This window comes from Neobacillus sp. (genome assembly GCF_031988165.1).
Lineage (GTDB): Bacteria > Bacillota > Bacilli > Bacillales > Cytobacillaceae > Neobacillus > Neobacillus rhizosphaerae.
This window is the reverse complement of sequence record NZ_DALZYO010000004.1, coordinates 49,234-67,044: the sequence shown is the minus strand read 5'-3', so window position 1 is coordinate 67,044 and position 17,811 is coordinate 49,234. Positions and strand designations below refer to the sequence as shown.

Sequence of the window (17,811 nt, the reverse complement as noted above, 5' to 3'; positions counted from 1 at the left end):
TTGGCCAGGTTATCTGCCGTTTTTCGATTCTATGTGCCGTTTCATCCACAACACCCATTTTCATCTTTAAGCTAATCATTCACGATTTTTTTTCATACGCTTAAAAACAACATCGTACATATCGTTTCCATAATGTAACGATCTCTTCACACGAGAAATGGTTGCTGCACTCGCTCCGACTTCTTCTTCAATTTTATGATAAGTACTGTTATTATATAAAGATTTCGCTACTTTAAATCTTTGAAAGATTGTATTCAACTCCTTCACAGTGAATAAATCATCAAAGAATCTATAGCACTCCTCTTCCGTTTCTAATGTTAAAATTGCTTCAAAAAATTCATCTAAATCTTTTCCACGTAATTGATCTATTAGCATAAGCCTACCACCACTTTCATTAGAGTAGCCTGTACCGCACAAAATCCACTTCTTATGTCGAAGGATAAGAAAACTCTTCCACAATAGCATTCCACTTTATTCCATTAATTATTTCACAGAAAAATACGTTCACTCCGAAACAATGAATGGCAAATATATCAACCTAGAAATCTATTGTAATAAGAGCATAAAGTATTATATCACTATTTTAATATCATTAATCCCATCCTTATATTAATAATTAGTGGCGGATTTTCGTCTAAAATATGGACTATATCAGAATAATTTCATTAATACAAAAAGCTGGCATTCACCAGCTCTTTTATCCGTAATTTCTGTAAATTACCAATATTTAATGCTAACTAGCTTTTTTGTATTCTTCCACTTGTTTTTTGTCATTACCCATAAATCCTAAAGCAATATGAATGACCGGAACGATCAAACTAAAGATTGCGAACGGTAAATAGTGAAGCGTAGATACACCTAAAGTACCTGTGATAAACACACCACTCACTCCCCATGGAATTAATGGATTCACAGCAGCTCCGGCATTCGCTAAGATTCCAGATAGATTTTTCGGCTCTAAATGAATGGCCTCATATTGTGATTTAAATGCTTTTCCAGGCAAAATAACGGATAAATACTGCTCTCCTAAAAGAACATTGATCCCAATTGAGCTTAATGCCGTCATTAGCATCAAGTTTCCTTTCGCACTTACCACGCCCGAAATTCTTGAAATGAGCTTTTCAATAATTTTAATTTCTACTAATAATCCGCCTAATGCTAAAGCAAGAAGGATAAGAGAAACAGACCACATCATGCTTTGCATTCCACCACGAGTAAGCAATTGATCTACCGTCTTGACGCCTGTTTTGGAAACAAATCCATCCTGCATATAAGCAGCAATTTGGCTAAAGCTAGTATGCGGGTGGTAACAATAAATGATCCCAATGGTAACGGCGATACTAAGTAATAACGTCGGAATAGCTGGCACTTTTTTTATTGCACAGATAAATAATACTAATACTGGAATTAAGGTAAAAACTGAAATGGTGAAAGATGAATGAAGTGTTTGAACGAGTTCGTCGATTTTATTCCCTGCTGATCCTGACGCCCCGTGTCCCAAAATTGCGAAAAAAATAAGAGATATTATAAAAGCTGGAATAATGGTTCTCATCATGCTGCGAATATGGTCAAATAAATCTACTTCGGCAATAGCAGCTGCTAAGTTCGCTGTATCAGACAATGGGGAAATGTTATTCCCTAAAAAGGCACCTGAAATAATGGCACCTGCAGTCATTGCTGGGTTAAAGCCCATCATTTGTCCCATTCCTAATAAGGCAATACCCACAGTGGAAATGGTTGTAAAGGAGCTGCCCACTGTTATCCCTACCAATGTACAGATGACAAAAACAGAAGGTAAAAAGAATTTGGCAGACAAAACTTTAAATCCGTAGATCATAATGGTTGGAATGGTTCCTGCTGCAATCCATACACTAATTAAAATCCCGATTAACATAAATATGATGATCGGAATTAAACCCGGTGTAATTCCATTTTGAATGCCATCATGAATGGTCTCCCAAGAAAAACCTTTCAATTTTGCAAATAACACAACCAATCCGATGGCAATTAAAATCGGCACTTGAGGAGGTACACCTAAGGCTATGATGCAGGTTCCTATAATGGCTAATAAAACGACTAAAAGAAAGATACTTTCTTTTAGAGTGACCTCTTTTTTCATTTTAATAAGCTCCTTATGAGTCAAATGTTATAGAATTCTACCTTTCTATATTTGTGAACGATTGAGCAATTAACATCTGAACTCTATAGTAGACAAACTATTAAAGATAGATAGAGGGCATAAACAATGCTTTGGATAGTATAATGAATACTTTCAACTTGTTCCAGCGGATGTTTATGCCCTACTTTATTCACCTAGCTATTAAACGATTAACGTACTGCAACCTCAACTTTTGCATTTACTTCCATTTCACTGTAGATTCTTTCTAATTTAGATTGCATGGCTTTTTCGATCTCACAAGCATATTCTTCAAATACATCTTTATCATGAGCGTATGGAGATAGCGCACTAGCACGTAGTACCGTAACTTTGCCTTCGCGATCCCATTCTCTTTCGCTAAATCCAAGACTCTTCACAAATGGAAGTGGGCTGTTGCCATAGTCTGGAATAGCGAAGTCAGTATGAGAAGTAATAAACTCATTATCGTACAAGCCGCCTTTCACATAAGAAGCCTGATCGAAAAAGTCATGGTTTAATTTGTTCATTTTTTCTAAATCGGTATTGCCTACTTCATTGAATACATAGTCAACCATATTGAAATCTGGTCTTGTTAATGGATACAGACGGATTGTTTTATCGCCCACTTTGAATTCTTTTCCATATAAGAAGTGGTAGAAACGATAAGCTCCTTCAATACTTGCACCGATTAATTTACCATAACCAGTTACATTTAGCGGTAATACTTTATGGGCTGTCCAAACAGCTGCTGCGGTAGCACCTGCTTTAGATCCTTCTAACATATAAGCACCTAATAAAGCCGGAATATCTGCACCTTTTTCAAATACATAGGTTGCAAAGTACGAAATGGCATCGCGCATTCTAATATCTTTGATGACAATTCCACCTGCAGAGTAAGGGATATATCCCATTTTGTGTGGGTCAATGGTAATTGTTTCAGCTTGATTCATTGCTTTAAAAGAATCATAGATTTCTTTTGTTAACCATTCACATGGCTCAGAGAAGATGTTGTGTTTAGCATATACTTCATCGATTTTTTCCCATTCGATAAATTCGTTATTTTCATCTAAGAAAATAGCACGAGCATAACCACCATAAGCAGCATCTACGTGAATGTAGAAATAGATGCCTTCTTTCGCTAATTTTTCACGAAGTTCTACCATTTTATCAATACGGTCTACTTGACCTTCTTCCGTTGTACCAATAACGCCAACTACACCTAGAACAGGAATTTGTTGTGCTGCCAATTCACGAATTTTCGCTTCTAATTTGTCAATGTCCATGCGATAGTTGTCATCAACATCGATTTGTTCTACACAGTCAAGACCAACACCAATAATATCAGCCGCTTTTAACCAAGAATAGTGTTTAGTTTGTGGGATTAACCATTTCCCTAATTTTTGTAGTTGTTTACCACTACGTGCAGAATGAGCTTTAATTTCATCCATTTTTTCAGGAATTTGATCGAGAATATCTAGAATTTCTGCTGTAGGCATATTCAGTAATTCCCATTCAGATTTACCTGCAACATATTCAGGAGCTACTTCTTTAATCGCAAGTGGTAATGATTTAATGTTACGTGCATACCATAGGCCCTCTAAGTTCGCAATGGAACCATCTGCGCAAATATGACCCCAGCTTTTCCCTTTTACATAGCTCATAAGTGTAGCAAATTCATGTCCCACTTCTTCTTCCATTTGAGAAGTACCTGGTGAAGATTCATATGCTACGTTATTACCATTCCATAACATGGCTGCTGAATAAGCGATGATCGCAGGCATTAAAGTTTCAGAGTTCATATGTCCCCAGAAACGACCAGCAGAATGCCAAGGTAGTGAGTTCGCACGTAGTTTAGAAGATAATAGATTGAACACACTGCGCATATGATCAGCCGTTTCTTGGAAACTTTTAGAGCTTTTGTCTTGAGGTGTAATCACAGGTAAGTCTTGTGGCATATAGTTTTGTCTCCAACCAACATGCTCATCGACCATTTTTAATAATAATTCTTTAAATAAATCTGTATTTTCCCCTTTAACTCCTAAGAATAATGCTTTTAAATTAATATCTGGCATTTCGTATCTCATTTTCAATTCCTCCATTACTTCATTAATTTTTATTCATTAATTCGCTTGTTTTAAATATTCCACTTCGTGATCTTCTTTCTTCCATTCTGGTTTCTTACATTTGTTAATGATCAGAGCGATTCCAATCATAACGACTGTAGCGATCACTTGGAATGCTACGTAACCTGTATACTGACTTGGTTTTAAAATGGATGGTGGAATCAAACTTACAATAATCGTAAGGACGATACCTGCCATAGAGAAAAGAGAGACAAACCACATTAATCCATTTCCCTTACTACCTAATCTAAATGGTCTCTTAATATTAGGCATGTTATAGCGTAAGCGAATGGCTGAAATAGCAATTAAAGCATATACGATACAATATAGAATCGTTGTCGTAATGGTAATAATCAGGAATGCACTATTAATATCTGGAACGACTACATATAAGAAAGATACTAACGAAATAACAATGGCTTGAATCATGACAAACGTAATCGGGATGTCTTTCTTGGTTCTCTTTTGGAAGAACTTTGGTAGATTCCCTTCGTCTGCTACTTTAATCATAGATTTACTTGGTCCAAGTACCCATGCACTAAGCTGCACTAAAACACCAATTAAGATCATTAAAGAAATGATGTTTACAAAGATCGTTGGAATTCCTAAGTCTTGACAGAAAATCATGTATGGTTGTGTAATATTAGCTAACTCTAGCTTACCTTTCGGAACTGCGTTAGAAACGGTTAAACCAGCAATAATATTAAAGATGACTAACAAAATAACAGAAGAGATAACCGCGATTGGATAGTTACGTTTAGGATTTTTAATATTATTGGCATGTACAGATGAAATCTCTACGCCTGCAAAAATAAAGATAATCCCTGATAAATACGTAATGCTTCCTAAGTCTTTAAAATTGGGTACTAAATCACTTGGCTTAAAATGTCCTAAGTAACTGTTTGGCTGAATTCCATTTTTGATCATGTGAATAAGACCTAAACCAACGAGAAGAACAAATGGAATATATACACCTATTACAGCGCCCCAGTTACCAGCGATTTTTACCATATCAAACTTGAGGTTTAATAACGTTACACCCCAGTATGAAATTAAGATGACTGCAAAAATAAAGTAGTTGTTTGAAGATAATTCCGGTTTATTAATAACGTAGCCTAGTAGGACACCAACAGTTGATGAAACCATTACCATCCCAAAAAACATTTGAACCCATAATAACCACGAGGTAACAAATCCCCATTTATCACCTAATGCATTTTTAACCCAAACCTGAGGCCCACCCTCTTCAGAAAATCCTGTCGAAAGCTCAGCCGACATTAACGCAATCGGTAACGCAAATACAACCGCAGCAATTAGCATATAGAAGATTTGCGTCCACCCTGTAATAGCAAGTGTTGGTACACTACGTACAGTACCAAAGAATGCCATGGTAATTCCAATTAACCCAAATAGCGTTAATTTGTTTGTCTTAGCCATAACAATATCCTTCTCTCCCGTATTTAATTTTTATAGAATAATAAACTGATTGAATACGCTAATTTCCAATGGAATAGCTCACTTTAAAAATTAGGGTATGAAAACATGTTAGCTGATACGAAGTTTGTAGATCTGATAGAATCATCCCTTTCTTCAAACAATGCTGTTATTTTGTAGAATACATCCAAAAACAACATGAATAATATTCATAAAATAAACATTTGTTTTGTTGAAAATCCATTATTAAAACTAGGATCCCTACTTGTGAGGCGCTTCACATTTCAACTTACGACGTCAGTCTACTCCTGTATTTTTGTTTTGTCAACATCACAAAAACCATTGATTTAATAGCATTTGTTACAAAAAATCAAAAACTTATTATTCAAAACTTTAAAGGTTTTATGCTTTTATCAATTGAAGCATAAAAGCTTTTACTTTAAAAAGTTAGATTAAAAATTATTAATATTAATGAATAATAATACAAAATTAACATAGTTGCGCTTTCCTATTTTTGGTTTTTATTCATATGGTTGATACACCCCTTATGGGACTTTTCATTCGATATATCAGTACCTTCAGGTTTTTGTTCCTACTGCCCAAAAGTCGCAGGATTAATAAGTACAGCTAAATCCATAAAAAAAGGAAGAGTGGACTTTCTCCACTCTTCCTTCAAAAAATACCTAACCAATATTTGGATTGTTATACTAAAAAAGTAATTTTTCCTCTTCTCTTACACCTGGATGCCAGTCTAACATATGGAAAAACGCTTGATTGGCAATGGGATCATTTATACAAAATTCATCCACGTCTAAACGAAGTTTATTATCATTTCCCAAGTGCTCAGTTACATTTTTTAACAATTTGCTATATCCGATTAAACGTCTAGGTGTAATGATTGGACTTTCCCGAAAAGGAATTTCACTTTCTTGTTCACGAAAGTTTAACAATTTTTCTTGGATATTTTCACGTTCAGCATCTCTTCCGTTCACTACTTTCACTTTAACAAACAAACCATTTCCGATCCCAACTGCTCGACTCCACAAAGAGATCCAGTTATCATATTTGATATAGTATCTCCCTTGATAGTAACTTTTGATCATTGGAAGTAAAATGTGAATTCTCGGATGGTACCTATCGCCTTTTTTCACAATATCCAGCATCCTAAAATAACCGAGACTGGCTTGTTGAATAGACTTATACTTAAACAACCGATTGAAGCCAATTAACATCTTGTCTAAGATCTGATTAATCTGTTCCATGGTTATATTTTCCAAGCCCAAATCGACCAATAACCAATTCACTTGCTGCTTTTTATTTACTTCTGTTATCACTTGGTGATTTAAGTATGCTAATTCCACTGCTCGTTCCCATGATAGAAGCATAATTAATCCTTCACTTCCACTTCATAACGCTACGTTTTTACAGAGTTTTATTCTCCTAATTTTACTAGGCTGTAATTCTTTTTACCTTTACGGATAATGATAAATCTTCCATCGAATGAATTTTCTACTGTAACATCCGTATTCACATCTGTTACTTTGTCTCCGTTCATCGAAATGGCTCCGCTATTAATATCTTCTCTTGCTTGGCGTTTAGAAGGCTCAATTCCTAATTCCACTAACCAATCGACAATATTTTTTGATTCCTTTGAAGCATGGAAAGTCGGCATGTTTTTAAAGCCTTGTTCAATTTCATCTGCTGTTAATGCTTTAACATCCCCGCTAAATAGTGCCTCTGTAATTTTTAATGCTTGATGCAGTGCATGCTCACCATGAACAAATTTCGTCATTTCTTCTGCTAACACTTTTTGTGCTTCACGTTTATGTGGCTCTGTTTGAACCTTCACTGCTAATTCGTCAATTCGATCCTTTGTTAAGAAGGTGAAGAATTTCAAGTATCTGATGACATCGCGATCATCTGTGTTCACCCAGAACTGGAAGAATTCAAATGGTGTAGTTTTCTTAGGATCTAACCAGATAGCTCCTCCTGCTGTTTTACCAAACTTCGTACCATCTGCTTTTAATAGCAATGGAATCGTTAATCCAAAGACTTTTGCTTCTGGTCCTTCTTTTCTACGAATAAGGTCGATACCACTTGTAATATTTCCCCATTGGTCACTACCACCAATTTGCAGGCGTACGCCTTCTTCTTTGTATAAGTGATGGAAATCCATTGATTGTAAAATCTGGTATGAGAATTCTGTAAATGAAATCCCTGTATCTAAACGACTAGCTACAATATCTTTCGCTAACATATTATTGACGCTAAAGTGTTTCCCGTAATCGCGTAAAAAGTCAATAATGTTTACTTGATGTGTCCAATCGTAGTTATTTACCATTTTCACGCTGCTTTTTCCGCCAAAGTCAAATAGCTTTTGCATTTGTGCGGTTAAAGCATCAACATTATCCTGTACTTGTTCTAGTGTTTGAAGTGTTCTTTCTGTTTGACGTCCACTTGGATCACCGATTGTTCCTGTAGCCCCTCCAATTAAAATAACTGGATGATGTCCAGCTAGTTGGAAACGCTTCATCATCATAAATGGAATTAAATGTCCAATATGCATACTGTCGCCAGTTGGATCTACGCCGCAGTACAAAGAGATCTCTTGCTCTTCTACTAGCTTACGTAATTCTTCTGCATCCGTTTGTTGGTTAATCGCATCGCGCCATTCCAATTCATCAATGATGTTCATGTCTTTCCAGCTCCTCTAATTTGTAAGTTTTTCTCACCTTAAATAGGTAAGAATATAAAAAAAAATCGCCCCTTATCTACAGTTGTAGACGAAGGGACGATTTTTTAATCGCGTTACCACCCAAATTGCACAAATAGGACGATGCCTATTCATACCACTCTTAGCAATAGTATCGATTGCCAATCCGCTTAGCATTACCTAAGTTACTCCAGAGTGTAATTCACAGGTTTGTTTGTGCTAGGTTTCATCAACCCCTAGCTTTCTCGATAACAGTGACAACCTGCTACTGGGCTCTTTCAATGTATTTGATATATTAGATTGTAGCAATTATAGTAAATTAAAATTACATTGTCAACGTCTATACATAAACATTATAAAAGTTTTAAAAATGTTCACATTTTGATTCTTACTTTTCATTGTCTGAAAAGTTCGGTACCCACAATCATAAAAACCTAAATTAAAATATAGGGAGACCGGATTCACAGTGAATCCGGCCTCAAAAATGATATAAGTAAAAAGATTGGTACACGACAATAAGGAGTGGAATGGTCTCATCCTATTTCTTCATCCGGGCTTTTCTTTTTCTAGTGGAAAATAAATAGGTAAGCAGCAAGGCGATGAATGCCCCGAAGCCATCAATTAATACATCCTTAAAAGAAGCAGTTCTGCTCGGTACTAACGACTGATGCCATTCATCTGTCATTGCATACAGAAAGGTAAAAAACCAGGAAAGGAGATAGGGATATCGAAAGTTCCTAAGCACCTGAAAAAATAAAAAGGCAAGAATTCCAAACGCCGTGAGATGAGCAGCCTTTCGAATGATAAAATTTAGCACATCTATAAATACCCACCCTGCATTAGGTGAATGAATCACGTCATGTTCAAAAGCAAACAACTTAAAGATGACTCCAGCTGTACTTTCCCCTGTAAAATATGGCAGCTGAGTGAAGAAAAAGATAACAGCCATCCATATAATTAACGCGAACACCCAGAATCTTTTTGATTTTGCCATCCAATCCTCCTCGAATTACATTCTGATTTGAAAAATATACCTTTTCTAATCAAGATTATTTTCTTCAGCATACCACAAACAGAGGATGTATCAGTAATAACTTGAATCCATTGAATAGACGATGTGTTTAGGCATCAGGGCCCATAACGGTTGCTAGTTTAATAGAATCCACTTCAATCATGAGGAGGCCCTCTGCTGAAAATAACATGCCATATTTACCGTTTCGACAAAAACTACAATGATTTTGGGCGTGACTACCACAAGGTTATGATAAACTCTGACCAAATTCCCTTTTAATAGGGGAATGAATGTCACTAGGAATCTTTAGGAAAGACTGACCATTTGTTTCCATCTTGAATGATCCTGCATCCCGGATACTGTTTCTGTAATCTTCTAAGTATCGTATTGTCTATCATTTCACTTTCAGTCAGTGCTTCCTCTTTTCTTTTCACTCGTTCCTCCCCAACCACTTCCAAAAAACCCATGGAGGGAATATAAACAAGGCTTTTCTTTGCTCCGACCTGCATCATTACCAACTCCTCTGTACCCATACTAGTTAGCCAAAGAAATGAAATATCCTTGTGACAAATTTAGGAATAATATCGATAATGAACATGCGCTATCCCTCATCGAGGCTAGGCACGAGATAAAGGCTCAAACTTTTTTCCCTTGTCTTTTAAAAATACCTGAGCCGCCGTCTCGCTTATACACTATATTCACTTAAAATTTAGCCGAACCCCCTGCTAAAAAACAGAAGGAAAAAATGTTAAAAAATAGAATATAATTATAGTAAGTATACACTTATCCAATTGGTGTACGCTTCCTAATAAATTTTTTAGAAAGAGGAGCAATCTTTATGAAAATTCCTTGGCTTCCCGTGCTTATTTTATTGATGGGCATAATCTACATTTTCATGATTCCTGATAGCCCATTTTCTGTTAAGATTCTCTTCAAACTTATCCCTATGTTGTTGATTATTAGTTACGCTTACTTACAATTTCCCGCAAAAAAGTCAATTCCCCCTTGGATTATCTTACTCGGATTGTTTTTCTGTATGCTGGGTGATGGCCTGATTCGTTGGTTTGTAGTTGGTTTAAGCGCCTTTCTCATCGGCCATCTCTTTTATATGACAGCTTTTCTGTGTAAATGGAAATTTTCCAAGTCTCGCTTGGCTATGATTTTACCACTTGGTTTATACGCTTTTCTGATCGGCAGAGAGATTATTGCTGCATTGCATCAAGAAGGAAACAATGCCCTCATTCTTCCTGTTCTCATTTACGTCATCGCGATTTCTTTAATGGCTTGGGCCGCTATCATGACTGGTAACAAGTGGGCAATAATTGGAAGCATTTTGTTTGTTGTGTCCGACTCGATTTTATCCTGGAATATGTTTGTTTCCAATATAGCCTTTGCTGGTCCGCTCATAATGATAACCTATTACAGCGCACAATTTCTTATTGCCCGCAGCCTTCGAGCATTCGCGCCGGATACCAGTAAGACAATCATAAGAACAAATGTCCATTTGTAAAAAGAAAGTCAGCAAGTGGGAAAGCAACGATGTTTTACCGAATGGAATCAATTATTTCAATTAGCTAGGTAGGAGGAAAAATGATGAAAACTGTTTATGATTTTGATGTAAAGATGACCAATGGCGAGGAGAAATCATTACAAGACTTCGAGGGTAAGCCCTTAATAATTGTCAATACAGCCAGCAAATGCGGTTTTACTCCTCAATTTAAGGGACTTCAGAAATTATATGATAAATACAAGGATCGTGGATTGATGATATTAGGGTTCCCATGTGCCCAATTCAACAATCAAGAATTTAATCAAATAGAAAAAACGACTCAGTTTTGCCAGGTTAATTACGGTGTAACCTTCCCCATCTTTGCAAAAGTTGAGGTAAATGGCCACAATGCAGAGCCCTTATTTACATTTTTAAAAGAAAAGAAAGGCGGTCTCCTATCCAATAATATCAAATGGAATTTCACAAAATTTCTTATCGACCGTAATGGTCAAGTTGTTGAACGCTATGCACCAACAACAGATCCACGCAATATTGAATATGATTTAGTAAAATTATTGTAATCACTAAGATGATGCTTTGAAAAAAAATTCAGTGTTATTATTTTGATTCGGGTCAGTGAGGTTTGACCCCTACCATAAATCAATCAATGGAGGGCTCGTACATTTACCGTGCGAGCCCCTTTTTTCTCTTTTCGGTCAATGAAGAGCCCGTTCATTTACCGCTTGAGCCTCATTTTTCTCTTTTCGGTCAATGAAGAGCCCGTTCATTTACCACTTGAGCCTCATTTTTCTCTTTTCGGTCAATGGAAAGCCCGTTCATGAACCAAGCCAGTCTCATTTTTCCCTATTAGGTCACTTAAAGCCCTATTCTTTGCACCAAAAAAGCCACCTAATCACCTTGAGTGTGAGGCTGCCTCTATGGAAAACCCAACACTTGCATTATTAAAACAAATCCTATAGTATAATCAATATTTTATATAAGCATTTAATGAATTCAAAGGGGTTGTAAATCTATATGGAAAGTACACGTTCTGTATGCTTTCCAATCAAAGAAAGAGGCAATCATATGGAGACTGAATTCATCATCAACGAGATGTGTCCCAACGATTGGGAACAAGTTAAATCTATTTATCTCGAAGGAATAAATACTGGAAATGCCACATTTCAAAACGAAGCACCATCTTGGGAAGACTGGAATAATAACCATCTCTCGGAATGTAGATTCGTAGCTCGTTTAAAGGGAAGTGTGATAGGATGGACAGCGTTGACTCCTATTTCTAGTAGATGTGTATATTCTGGCGTGGCAGAAGTAAGCGTGTATGTTAGTGATAACGCAAGAGGGTTAGGAGTTGGCAGTGAATTATTAAAAGCTTTAATTGAAAAAAGTGAACAACAAGGCTATTGGACCTTACAATCAGGAATCTTTCCAGAAAACATTCCTAGTCTAAAATTACATCATAAATTTGGTTTTCGCGAAGTCGGCCGTAGAGAACATATTGGAAAGATGAACGGAGTTTGGCGCGATGTCTTATTGCTAGAAAGAAGAAGTAAAATAGTAGGAATTGATTAAATGTATTGTCCGTGTCCATTAGATTACTATTGTTCAGGTGACAGCAAATCTGTCACCTCTGAACAATATGAACCCTAGATAAGAGAAATTCCAATATAAATAGCAGTTCCCCACATAATACATGCCGAAATTTTATTTACTATTTCTAAGAAACCTCCTGATTGATCCATTTTTCCTGTTATCCTGCCAGCCATTCCTAATCCAGTAAACCACATCCACGAAACCAATATACAAACAGCAGTAAAGGCGATTTTTTCGACTCCAGCATATTTTAAAGAACTTGTGCCAATCACCCCAACAGTATCGAGAATCGCATGTGGATTGAGTAATGAAACAGACATGGCAAAAGCAATTTGTTTTCCAGGTGTAAACAAAACACTTTGTTCCTGGTTAACCGTAGAAGATTTACTCCTCCAAGTAACAAAGCCCATATAAACTAAAAAGAAAATACCGGCAACAAATAAAGCTGTTTTGATCCAATAGGATCCAAGAACCACAACCGACACACCTAAGACTGCTAATGTTATCAGCAATGTGTCACAAATGGATGCAGTAATGATAACGGGCAATGCCCTCACAAATTTGGGCTGAATCGCACCTTGATTGAACACAAAAATATTTTGTACTCCTAAAGGAAGGATTAAGCCAAGGGCTAAAATAAAACCATGAAATATTGCTTCTACCATGTTTCTCCCCCTCGTATATCACCTAGTAGTCACAATGTTAAGCGAAATATTGATCTGACTCAACCTACCACAAGTCATTTTTATGTTACTTTTTAGATTCATTCCACCTCTTACCATCTCTTTATCAGTGAATCTTAGGGTTCTATCAGCGGATTTTTTTCTATCAACTAATATAAGAAAGAAACAATCTTTTAGAATTGAGCTTGATGTAAATGATCCTAACCCTTTAATAATCGAGATAAACAAAAATCCCCTTGCCTACCTCTGTAGACAAGGGGATTTTTAAAGTTGTACTACTGAAAAATATGAAGAACACTGCCTTTTATTGTTTCAATGCAATCCAGACACTCTTTACTTCTGTGTAATTGTTCAATGCATAGGACCCCATTTCTCGTCCGATTCCAGATTGTTTATAGCCTCCAAATGGTGATGCTGCATCAAAGGCATTGTAGCAGTTTACCCAAACCGTACCGGCACGAAGACGATTCGCAATATAATGGGCTTTTGACACATCTTGTGTCCATACACCAGCAGCCAGTCCATAATTCGTCTGATTAGCACGATCAATCAATTCATCCAAATCCTCATATGGCAGTGCTGAAATAACAGGGCCAAAAATTTCTTCTTTGGCAATGGTCATTTCGTCACGAACATCGGCAAAAATGGTTGGGGACACGTAATAGCCTTGCTCAAATGGATTCTCACCGCCAACTAACAATTCGGCTCCTTCATTTACCCCTTTTTCAATATAGCTAAGAACGCGGTTTTGCTGCTCAATCGAAACTAGTGGGCCAATTTCCGTGTCCGCATGCAAACCGGCACCTTGCTTAATTTTTTGTGCATGGCTTACCATATCGGCAACGACATTGTCGAATTGCTTCTTCTGGATAAAGACCCTTGAACCAGCACAGCAAACCTGCCCTTGATTAAACATGACTCCGTTTAATGCGCCTGGAATGGCTTGGGTGAGGTCGGCATCCGGGAGAATGATATTCGGCGACTTGCCACCAAGCTCCAGTGTAACTCGTTTCAGGGTTTTAGCTGCCTTTTCCATAATCAGCTTCCCGACTTCTGTGGAGCCGGTGAAAGCAATTTTATCAACAAGCGGATGATCGACCAGCGGCTGACCAGCTGTTTCACCATAGCCAGGGACAATATTAATGACCCCAGGCGGGAATCCTGCTTCTTCTATTAATTCTGCTAGGAACAATGCGGATAGAGGCGTTTGTTCCGCGGGCTTCAATACAACCGTACAGCCAGTTGCTAGCGCTGCACCTAGTTTCCACATCGCCATTAACAACGGGAAGTTCCAAGGAATAATTTGTCCGACAACCCCAACAGCTTCATGGCGAGTATAATTGAAGAATGGTCCATTTACAGGTATCGTCTGACCAACAATTTTGGTCGCCCACCCCGCATAGTAGCGCATATGCTCGATTGCAAGTGGAACATCTGCTGCCGTTGTTTCACGAATCGGCTTTCCGTTATCTAACGTTTCTAATTGGGCAAGCTCCTCTTTATGCTGTTCCATTAAATCTGCTAATTTGTACATAAGTCGGCTGCGCTCAGCTGTGCCCATTTTCGACCATGACCCCTCGTCAAAGGCTTTTCTTGCAGCTTTTACAGCACGATCAATATCCGCTGTTTCAGCTTCATAGACAGCGGCAAGCACTTCACCAGTTGCTGGGTTATACGTATCAAAAGTTTTTTGAGAGAGACTTTCAACAAATTGACCATCAATGTACAGCTTCTTTTTCCCCAGTAAAAACTTTTCTACCTTTTCTTTTAGACTGACTGTTACTTGACTCAAATGTTATTCCTCCCTTTGTTTATGTACTTCTTAAACGGAATTGATAGCGTTTTCAATTCCACTTTCAATCTTATCATTACCAAAAACTAGTATTCAACTAAAAGATATCCAAATATTCAAATAATTAACGACACCATTTTTAGACATTTCTCTACTAGCTCGAATCTCTCTGCTTAAAGTAATAATTCGGCAATAATATACCTGGTTTCGTAGGACGAAGAAGATGAATAAATTTTTCACCAAACATAAGTTCATTTATCATATTTTAACTCTTGAAAAAAACAAAAAAATACGCCCTAACTCACGACTAAAGTCACGAGTGTGCGGGCGCCAATCACTAACTGTTCTGGCAGTTTAAGAATCAGGTGAAATTAGGAAATACCATCAAATAAATATGCTCCCGAAATGGGCTTACTTGATTTTGTCGATTTGTGTATTTACTCCCGTAATCGCATGGACGACCTCGACCACCTCTCGGCTTTGTGTCTCCATGCTGACATTCAACTCTTTCGTTTGTTGAAGAACATTCTCTACTTCTAGTTTTATTTCCTGACCATATTCGGCTTGTTTATTGGTCGCTATCGTCATTTGTTGAACCATTTCCTTAATACTCTTGATATTTCTGACAATTTCTTCTGAAGTAAGTACCTGTTCTTTAGTTGCGATTGTGACAGAGTTGGACTGGTTTGTAACATTTTCAACGGCCACTACGATTGCATTCCCTTCCTTTGCTTGTTCAGTAGTAGCAATAGAAATTTGTTGGACCTGCTCTTTTATATTCATAATCCCTTTTACGATTTCCCCTGCAGTGACGGATTGCTCTTTAGTGGAATAAGTCATTTCGGATGCTCGTTTTGCAACATTCTCCACCGCTAGTGTAATAGATTTGCTATTCTTTGTTTGATTTTCTGTCGCCCTCGCCACTTGGTTCATTTCCTCTGTTACTTGTGCAATACCATCAGTAATTTTCGTGATAGCTTGTTTCGTTTTCATCGCCAATTGATTCCCAATTTCAACTTTGTTAGCCTCTTCTTGAATGGAGGTAACAGCCACCGCTGTTTCAGCTTGAATTCCGTTAATGAGGACAGCAATTTCTTTTGTGGCTTGCGCAGAACGTTCTGCAAGTTTTCGAACTTCATCTGCCACTACGGCAAATCCCTTTCCATGATCACCTGCACGTGCTGCTTCAATCGCGGCATTAAGTGCTAACAAATTGGTTTGATCTGCAATCTCATCAATGACCTCGATAATGCTGCCGATTTCTTCCGAACGCTTCCCAAGTCTTACCATTACATCGCTTGTTTGGATAATCACCTGAGAAATCTCTTTCATTCCATTCAATGTTTCATTGAGAGAATTCGTTCCTTCAAGGGCATCATGTTTCACAGAGTTGCTAAGTTGGTTGACTGTTTGCGCGCTGTCCGCCACTTGCTTAATGGAAACAATCATTTCATCAACCGTATGAGAAGCTTGGTTTGCCTCCACCGTCAAGTCATCTGAATGTTCACTAACACCCTTTATCGATTTGCTCATTTCTTCAATTGCGGCAGAGATTTGTTCCACACCTCCACCGGCATAATTTACGTTTGCAGCAACTTGTTCGATAGAGGCCATCATTTCTTGAATCGCGGAAGAGGTTTCCTCTGTGGAAGCAGATAAATGATTGGCACTTCCTGCAACCAGATTAACAGAAGTGCTCATTTGTTCCACGGCAGCAGAAATTTCATCAACACTAAAAGCTGTTACCTTGGTATTCCCTGCCACTTGCTGAATGGAAGTAACCAACTCGCTTACCGAATGGTTTGCTTTGTTCATAGAAATATCTAATTCTCCTGAACTGAATACCGTTTGATCAATTGACTTTTTAATCTCAGCAATAGAATGTGTGGTGGTATCAACATTTTGTACTACCCCAGAAACAGACCTTCTAATGAGTCTCGTAATTAGAAAGGCTACTAATATACTGAAAAAGGATACAATAACAGATACAATCATCATTTGTTTGATGGCATTAGAAGAATTCTTCTCTGCATCCACGATGATCGATTCCGTGTCCTTTTGGATCCCCTTTTGAAGTTGATCGAGAGATAGGTTGGTTTTTTCTCCAAGAGGTGTTAATACTTCCATCTGTTTATGAAGCGCACCGTAATTCCCGGTTAACGAATTGGAAATGAATGCGGGAATAGCAGCTGTGTATTCCTTAAAGTTAGTATTGAAGTTTGCTAATAATTTTTTATCTTCAGGTTGATTTACGTACTTTTCCATTTCTGCTATATGTATTCTGATCTTTTTGATATCATTATGTACATTTTTTGCCATTTTTGTTTTATCTTCAACATTATGTTCAAAGGCATGCTTGGTAGTATAAAGACTTATTCTGGTAACTTCTTCTTTTAAGTTTCCGATTAATTCACCCGCAGGCACTTTAGACGTTCCTAAAATGTGCAAATGAGAATTTAGTTGGTTTATGTTTTGATAGGAAACAAACGTGATAGATGCGAAGAATAAAATGATAATGAGATAACTTCCCCACAGTTTCATCCCGATAGATACTTTCAAATAACCAGCGCTAAGTGCTTTTCGCCACTTTCCTGATGTTTTCTTCTTAGACCACATGTTTTTCCTTCTCTCTTTTATAATATATAATAAAAATATACACCTTTTGACCTAGTGGATTTCTTTATTTAAATAAAATTTACAAGAGATTAACATTAAGGAAATATAATAATTGTTGTTAAAGCCGTTAAAGATTATGCTGATCATATAAGAGAGATGATCAAAGCCTACGGTAACTTTTCTGAATATATTCAAGAACTT

General features: G+C 37.2%; 14 protein-coding genes and 1 other annotated feature. Of the genes, 3 read left to right on the top strand and 11 right to left on the bottom strand.

Translation table 11 applies throughout. From position 1 onward, the window contains the following. Positions 1 to 75 precede the first annotated feature (75 nt). The 8 genes from RTR43_RS03440 to RTR43_RS03405 form a co-directional block, all read right to left on the bottom strand. Positions 76 to 375, bottom strand: a complete 300-nt coding sequence (locus RTR43_RS03440; protein WP_312469677.1) for a YerC/YecD family TrpR-related protein — start codon at positions 373 to 375, stop codon at positions 76 to 78. Between the two features lie 358 nt (positions 376 to 733). Continuing rightward, the gene (nhaC, locus tag RTR43_RS03435; protein ID WP_312469676.1) at positions 734 to 2,119 is read right to left on the bottom strand and encodes a Na+/H+ antiporter NhaC; all 1,386 of its coding nucleotides are present in this window, start codon (positions 2,117 to 2,119) and stop codon (positions 734 to 736) included. 209 nt (positions 2,120 to 2,328) lie between these two features. Further along, complete coding sequence (gene tdc, locus RTR43_RS03430; RefSeq protein ID WP_312469802.1) at positions 2,329 to 4,221, bottom strand: tyrosine decarboxylase; 1,893 nt, start codon at positions 4,219 to 4,221, stop codon at positions 2,329 to 2,331. 36 nt (positions 4,222 to 4,257) lie between these two features. After that, on the bottom strand, positions 4,258 to 5,697 hold the full coding sequence (tyrP, locus tag RTR43_RS03425) for a tyrosine-tyramine antiporter (RefSeq protein ID WP_312469675.1): 1,440 nt from the start codon (positions 5,695 to 5,697) through the stop codon (positions 4,258 to 4,260). A gap of 704 nt (positions 5,698 to 6,401) precedes the next feature. Continuing rightward, the gene (locus RTR43_RS03420) at positions 6,402 to 7,079 is read right to left on the bottom strand and encodes a protein rep (RefSeq protein WP_312469673.1); all 678 of its coding nucleotides are present in this window, start codon (positions 7,077 to 7,079) and stop codon (positions 6,402 to 6,404) included. Positions 7,080 to 7,126: 47 nt separating this feature from the next. Further along, positions 7,127 to 8,389, bottom strand: coding sequence for a tyrosine--tRNA ligase (gene tyrS, locus RTR43_RS03415; protein WP_312469672.1), 1,263 nt, complete (start codon positions 8,387 to 8,389; stop codon positions 7,127 to 7,129). 89 nt (positions 8,390 to 8,478) lie between these two features. After that, positions 8,479 to 8,698, bottom strand: a binding site (T-box leader). Positions 8,699 to 8,945: 247 nt separating this feature from the next. Next, a complete protein-coding gene (locus tag RTR43_RS03410; protein ID WP_312469671.1) occupies positions 8,946 to 9,401 on the bottom strand; it encodes a VanZ family protein in 456 nt (151 codons plus the stop codon). A gap of 314 nt (positions 9,402 to 9,715) precedes the next feature. Next, a complete protein-coding gene (locus RTR43_RS03405) occupies positions 9,716 to 9,931 on the bottom strand; it encodes a hypothetical protein (protein WP_312469670.1) in 216 nt (71 codons plus the stop codon). A 326-nt stretch (positions 9,932 to 10,257) separates the two neighbouring features. Between RTR43_RS03405 and RTR43_RS03400 the strand changes: the two genes are divergently transcribed. From RTR43_RS03400 to RTR43_RS03390, 3 genes are all read left to right on the top strand, one after another. After that, a complete protein-coding gene (locus RTR43_RS03400) occupies positions 10,258 to 10,929 on the top strand; it encodes a lysoplasmalogenase (RefSeq protein ID WP_312469669.1) in 672 nt (223 codons plus the stop codon). An 83-nt stretch (positions 10,930 to 11,012) separates the two neighbouring features. After that, positions 11,013 to 11,489 carry a glutathione peroxidase gene (locus RTR43_RS03395; protein WP_312469801.1) on the top strand — a complete coding sequence of 159 codons (477 nt, stop codon included), beginning with the start codon at positions 11,013 to 11,015 and terminating at the stop codon, positions 11,487 to 11,489. 505 nt (positions 11,490 to 11,994) lie between these two features. After that, complete coding sequence (locus tag RTR43_RS03390) at positions 11,995 to 12,498, top strand: GNAT family N-acetyltransferase (RefSeq protein WP_312469799.1); 504 nt, start codon at positions 11,995 to 11,997, stop codon at positions 12,496 to 12,498. Between the two features lie 74 nt (positions 12,499 to 12,572). On the opposite strand, the gene RTR43_RS03385 is transcribed toward RTR43_RS03390, so the two are convergent. The 3 genes from RTR43_RS03385 to RTR43_RS03375 form a co-directional block, all read right to left on the bottom strand. Then, a complete protein-coding gene (locus tag RTR43_RS03385) occupies positions 12,573 to 13,184 on the bottom strand; it encodes a LysE/ArgO family amino acid transporter (protein ID WP_312469668.1) in 612 nt (203 codons plus the stop codon). Positions 13,185 to 13,506: 322 nt separating this feature from the next. Then, complete coding sequence (locus RTR43_RS03380) at positions 13,507 to 14,994, bottom strand: aldehyde dehydrogenase family protein (protein WP_312469667.1); 1,488 nt, start codon at positions 14,992 to 14,994, stop codon at positions 13,507 to 13,509. A 411-nt stretch (positions 14,995 to 15,405) separates the two neighbouring features. Further along, positions 15,406 to 17,610 carry a HAMP domain-containing methyl-accepting chemotaxis protein gene (locus tag RTR43_RS03375; RefSeq protein WP_312469666.1) on the bottom strand — a complete coding sequence of 735 codons (2,205 nt, stop codon included), beginning with the start codon at positions 17,608 to 17,610 and terminating at the stop codon, positions 15,406 to 15,408. Positions 17,611 to 17,811 lie beyond the last annotated feature (201 nt).

Coding starts and splice junctions, on each gene's coding strand:
- RTR43_RS03375 (WP_312469666.1), bottom strand. CDS start 17,610: ATGTGGTCTAAGAAGAAAACATCAGGAAAGTGGCGAAAAGCACTTAGC.
- RTR43_RS03385 (WP_312469668.1), bottom strand. CDS start 13,184: ATGGTAGAAGCAATATTTCATGGTTTTATTTTAGCCCTTGGCTTAATC.
- RTR43_RS03440 (WP_312469677.1), bottom strand. CDS start 375: ATGCTAATAGATCAATTACGTGGAAAAGATTTAGATGAATTTTTTGAA.
- tdc (WP_312469802.1), bottom strand. CDS start 4,221: ATGAGATACGAAATGCCAGATATTAATTTAAAAGCATTATTCTTAGGA.
- RTR43_RS03410 (WP_312469671.1), bottom strand. CDS start 9,401: ATGGCAAAATCAAAAAGATTCTGGGTGTTCGCGTTAATTATATGGATG.
- RTR43_RS03420 (WP_312469673.1), bottom strand. CDS start 7,079: ATGCTTCTATCATGGGAACGAGCAGTGGAATTAGCATACTTAAATCAC.
- nhaC (WP_312469676.1), bottom strand. CDS start 2,119: ATGAAAAAAGAGGTCACTCTAAAAGAAAGTATCTTTCTTTTAGTCGTT.
- RTR43_RS03400 (WP_312469669.1), top strand. CDS start 10,258: ATGAAAATTCCTTGGCTTCCCGTGCTTATTTTATTGATGGGCATAATC.
- tyrS (WP_312469672.1), bottom strand. CDS start 8,389: ATGAACATCATTGATGAATTGGAATGGCGCGATGCGATTAACCAACAA.
- RTR43_RS03390 (WP_312469799.1), top strand. CDS start 11,995: ATGGAGACTGAATTCATCATCAACGAGATGTGTCCCAACGATTGGGAA.
- RTR43_RS03405 (WP_312469670.1), bottom strand. CDS start 9,931: ATGATGCAGGTCGGAGCAAAGAAAAGCCTTGTTTATATTCCCTCCATG.
- tyrP (WP_312469675.1), bottom strand. CDS start 5,697: ATGGCTAAGACAAACAAATTAACGCTATTTGGGTTAATTGGAATTACC.
- RTR43_RS03395 (WP_312469801.1), top strand. CDS start 11,013: ATGAAAACTGTTTATGATTTTGATGTAAAGATGACCAATGGCGAGGAG.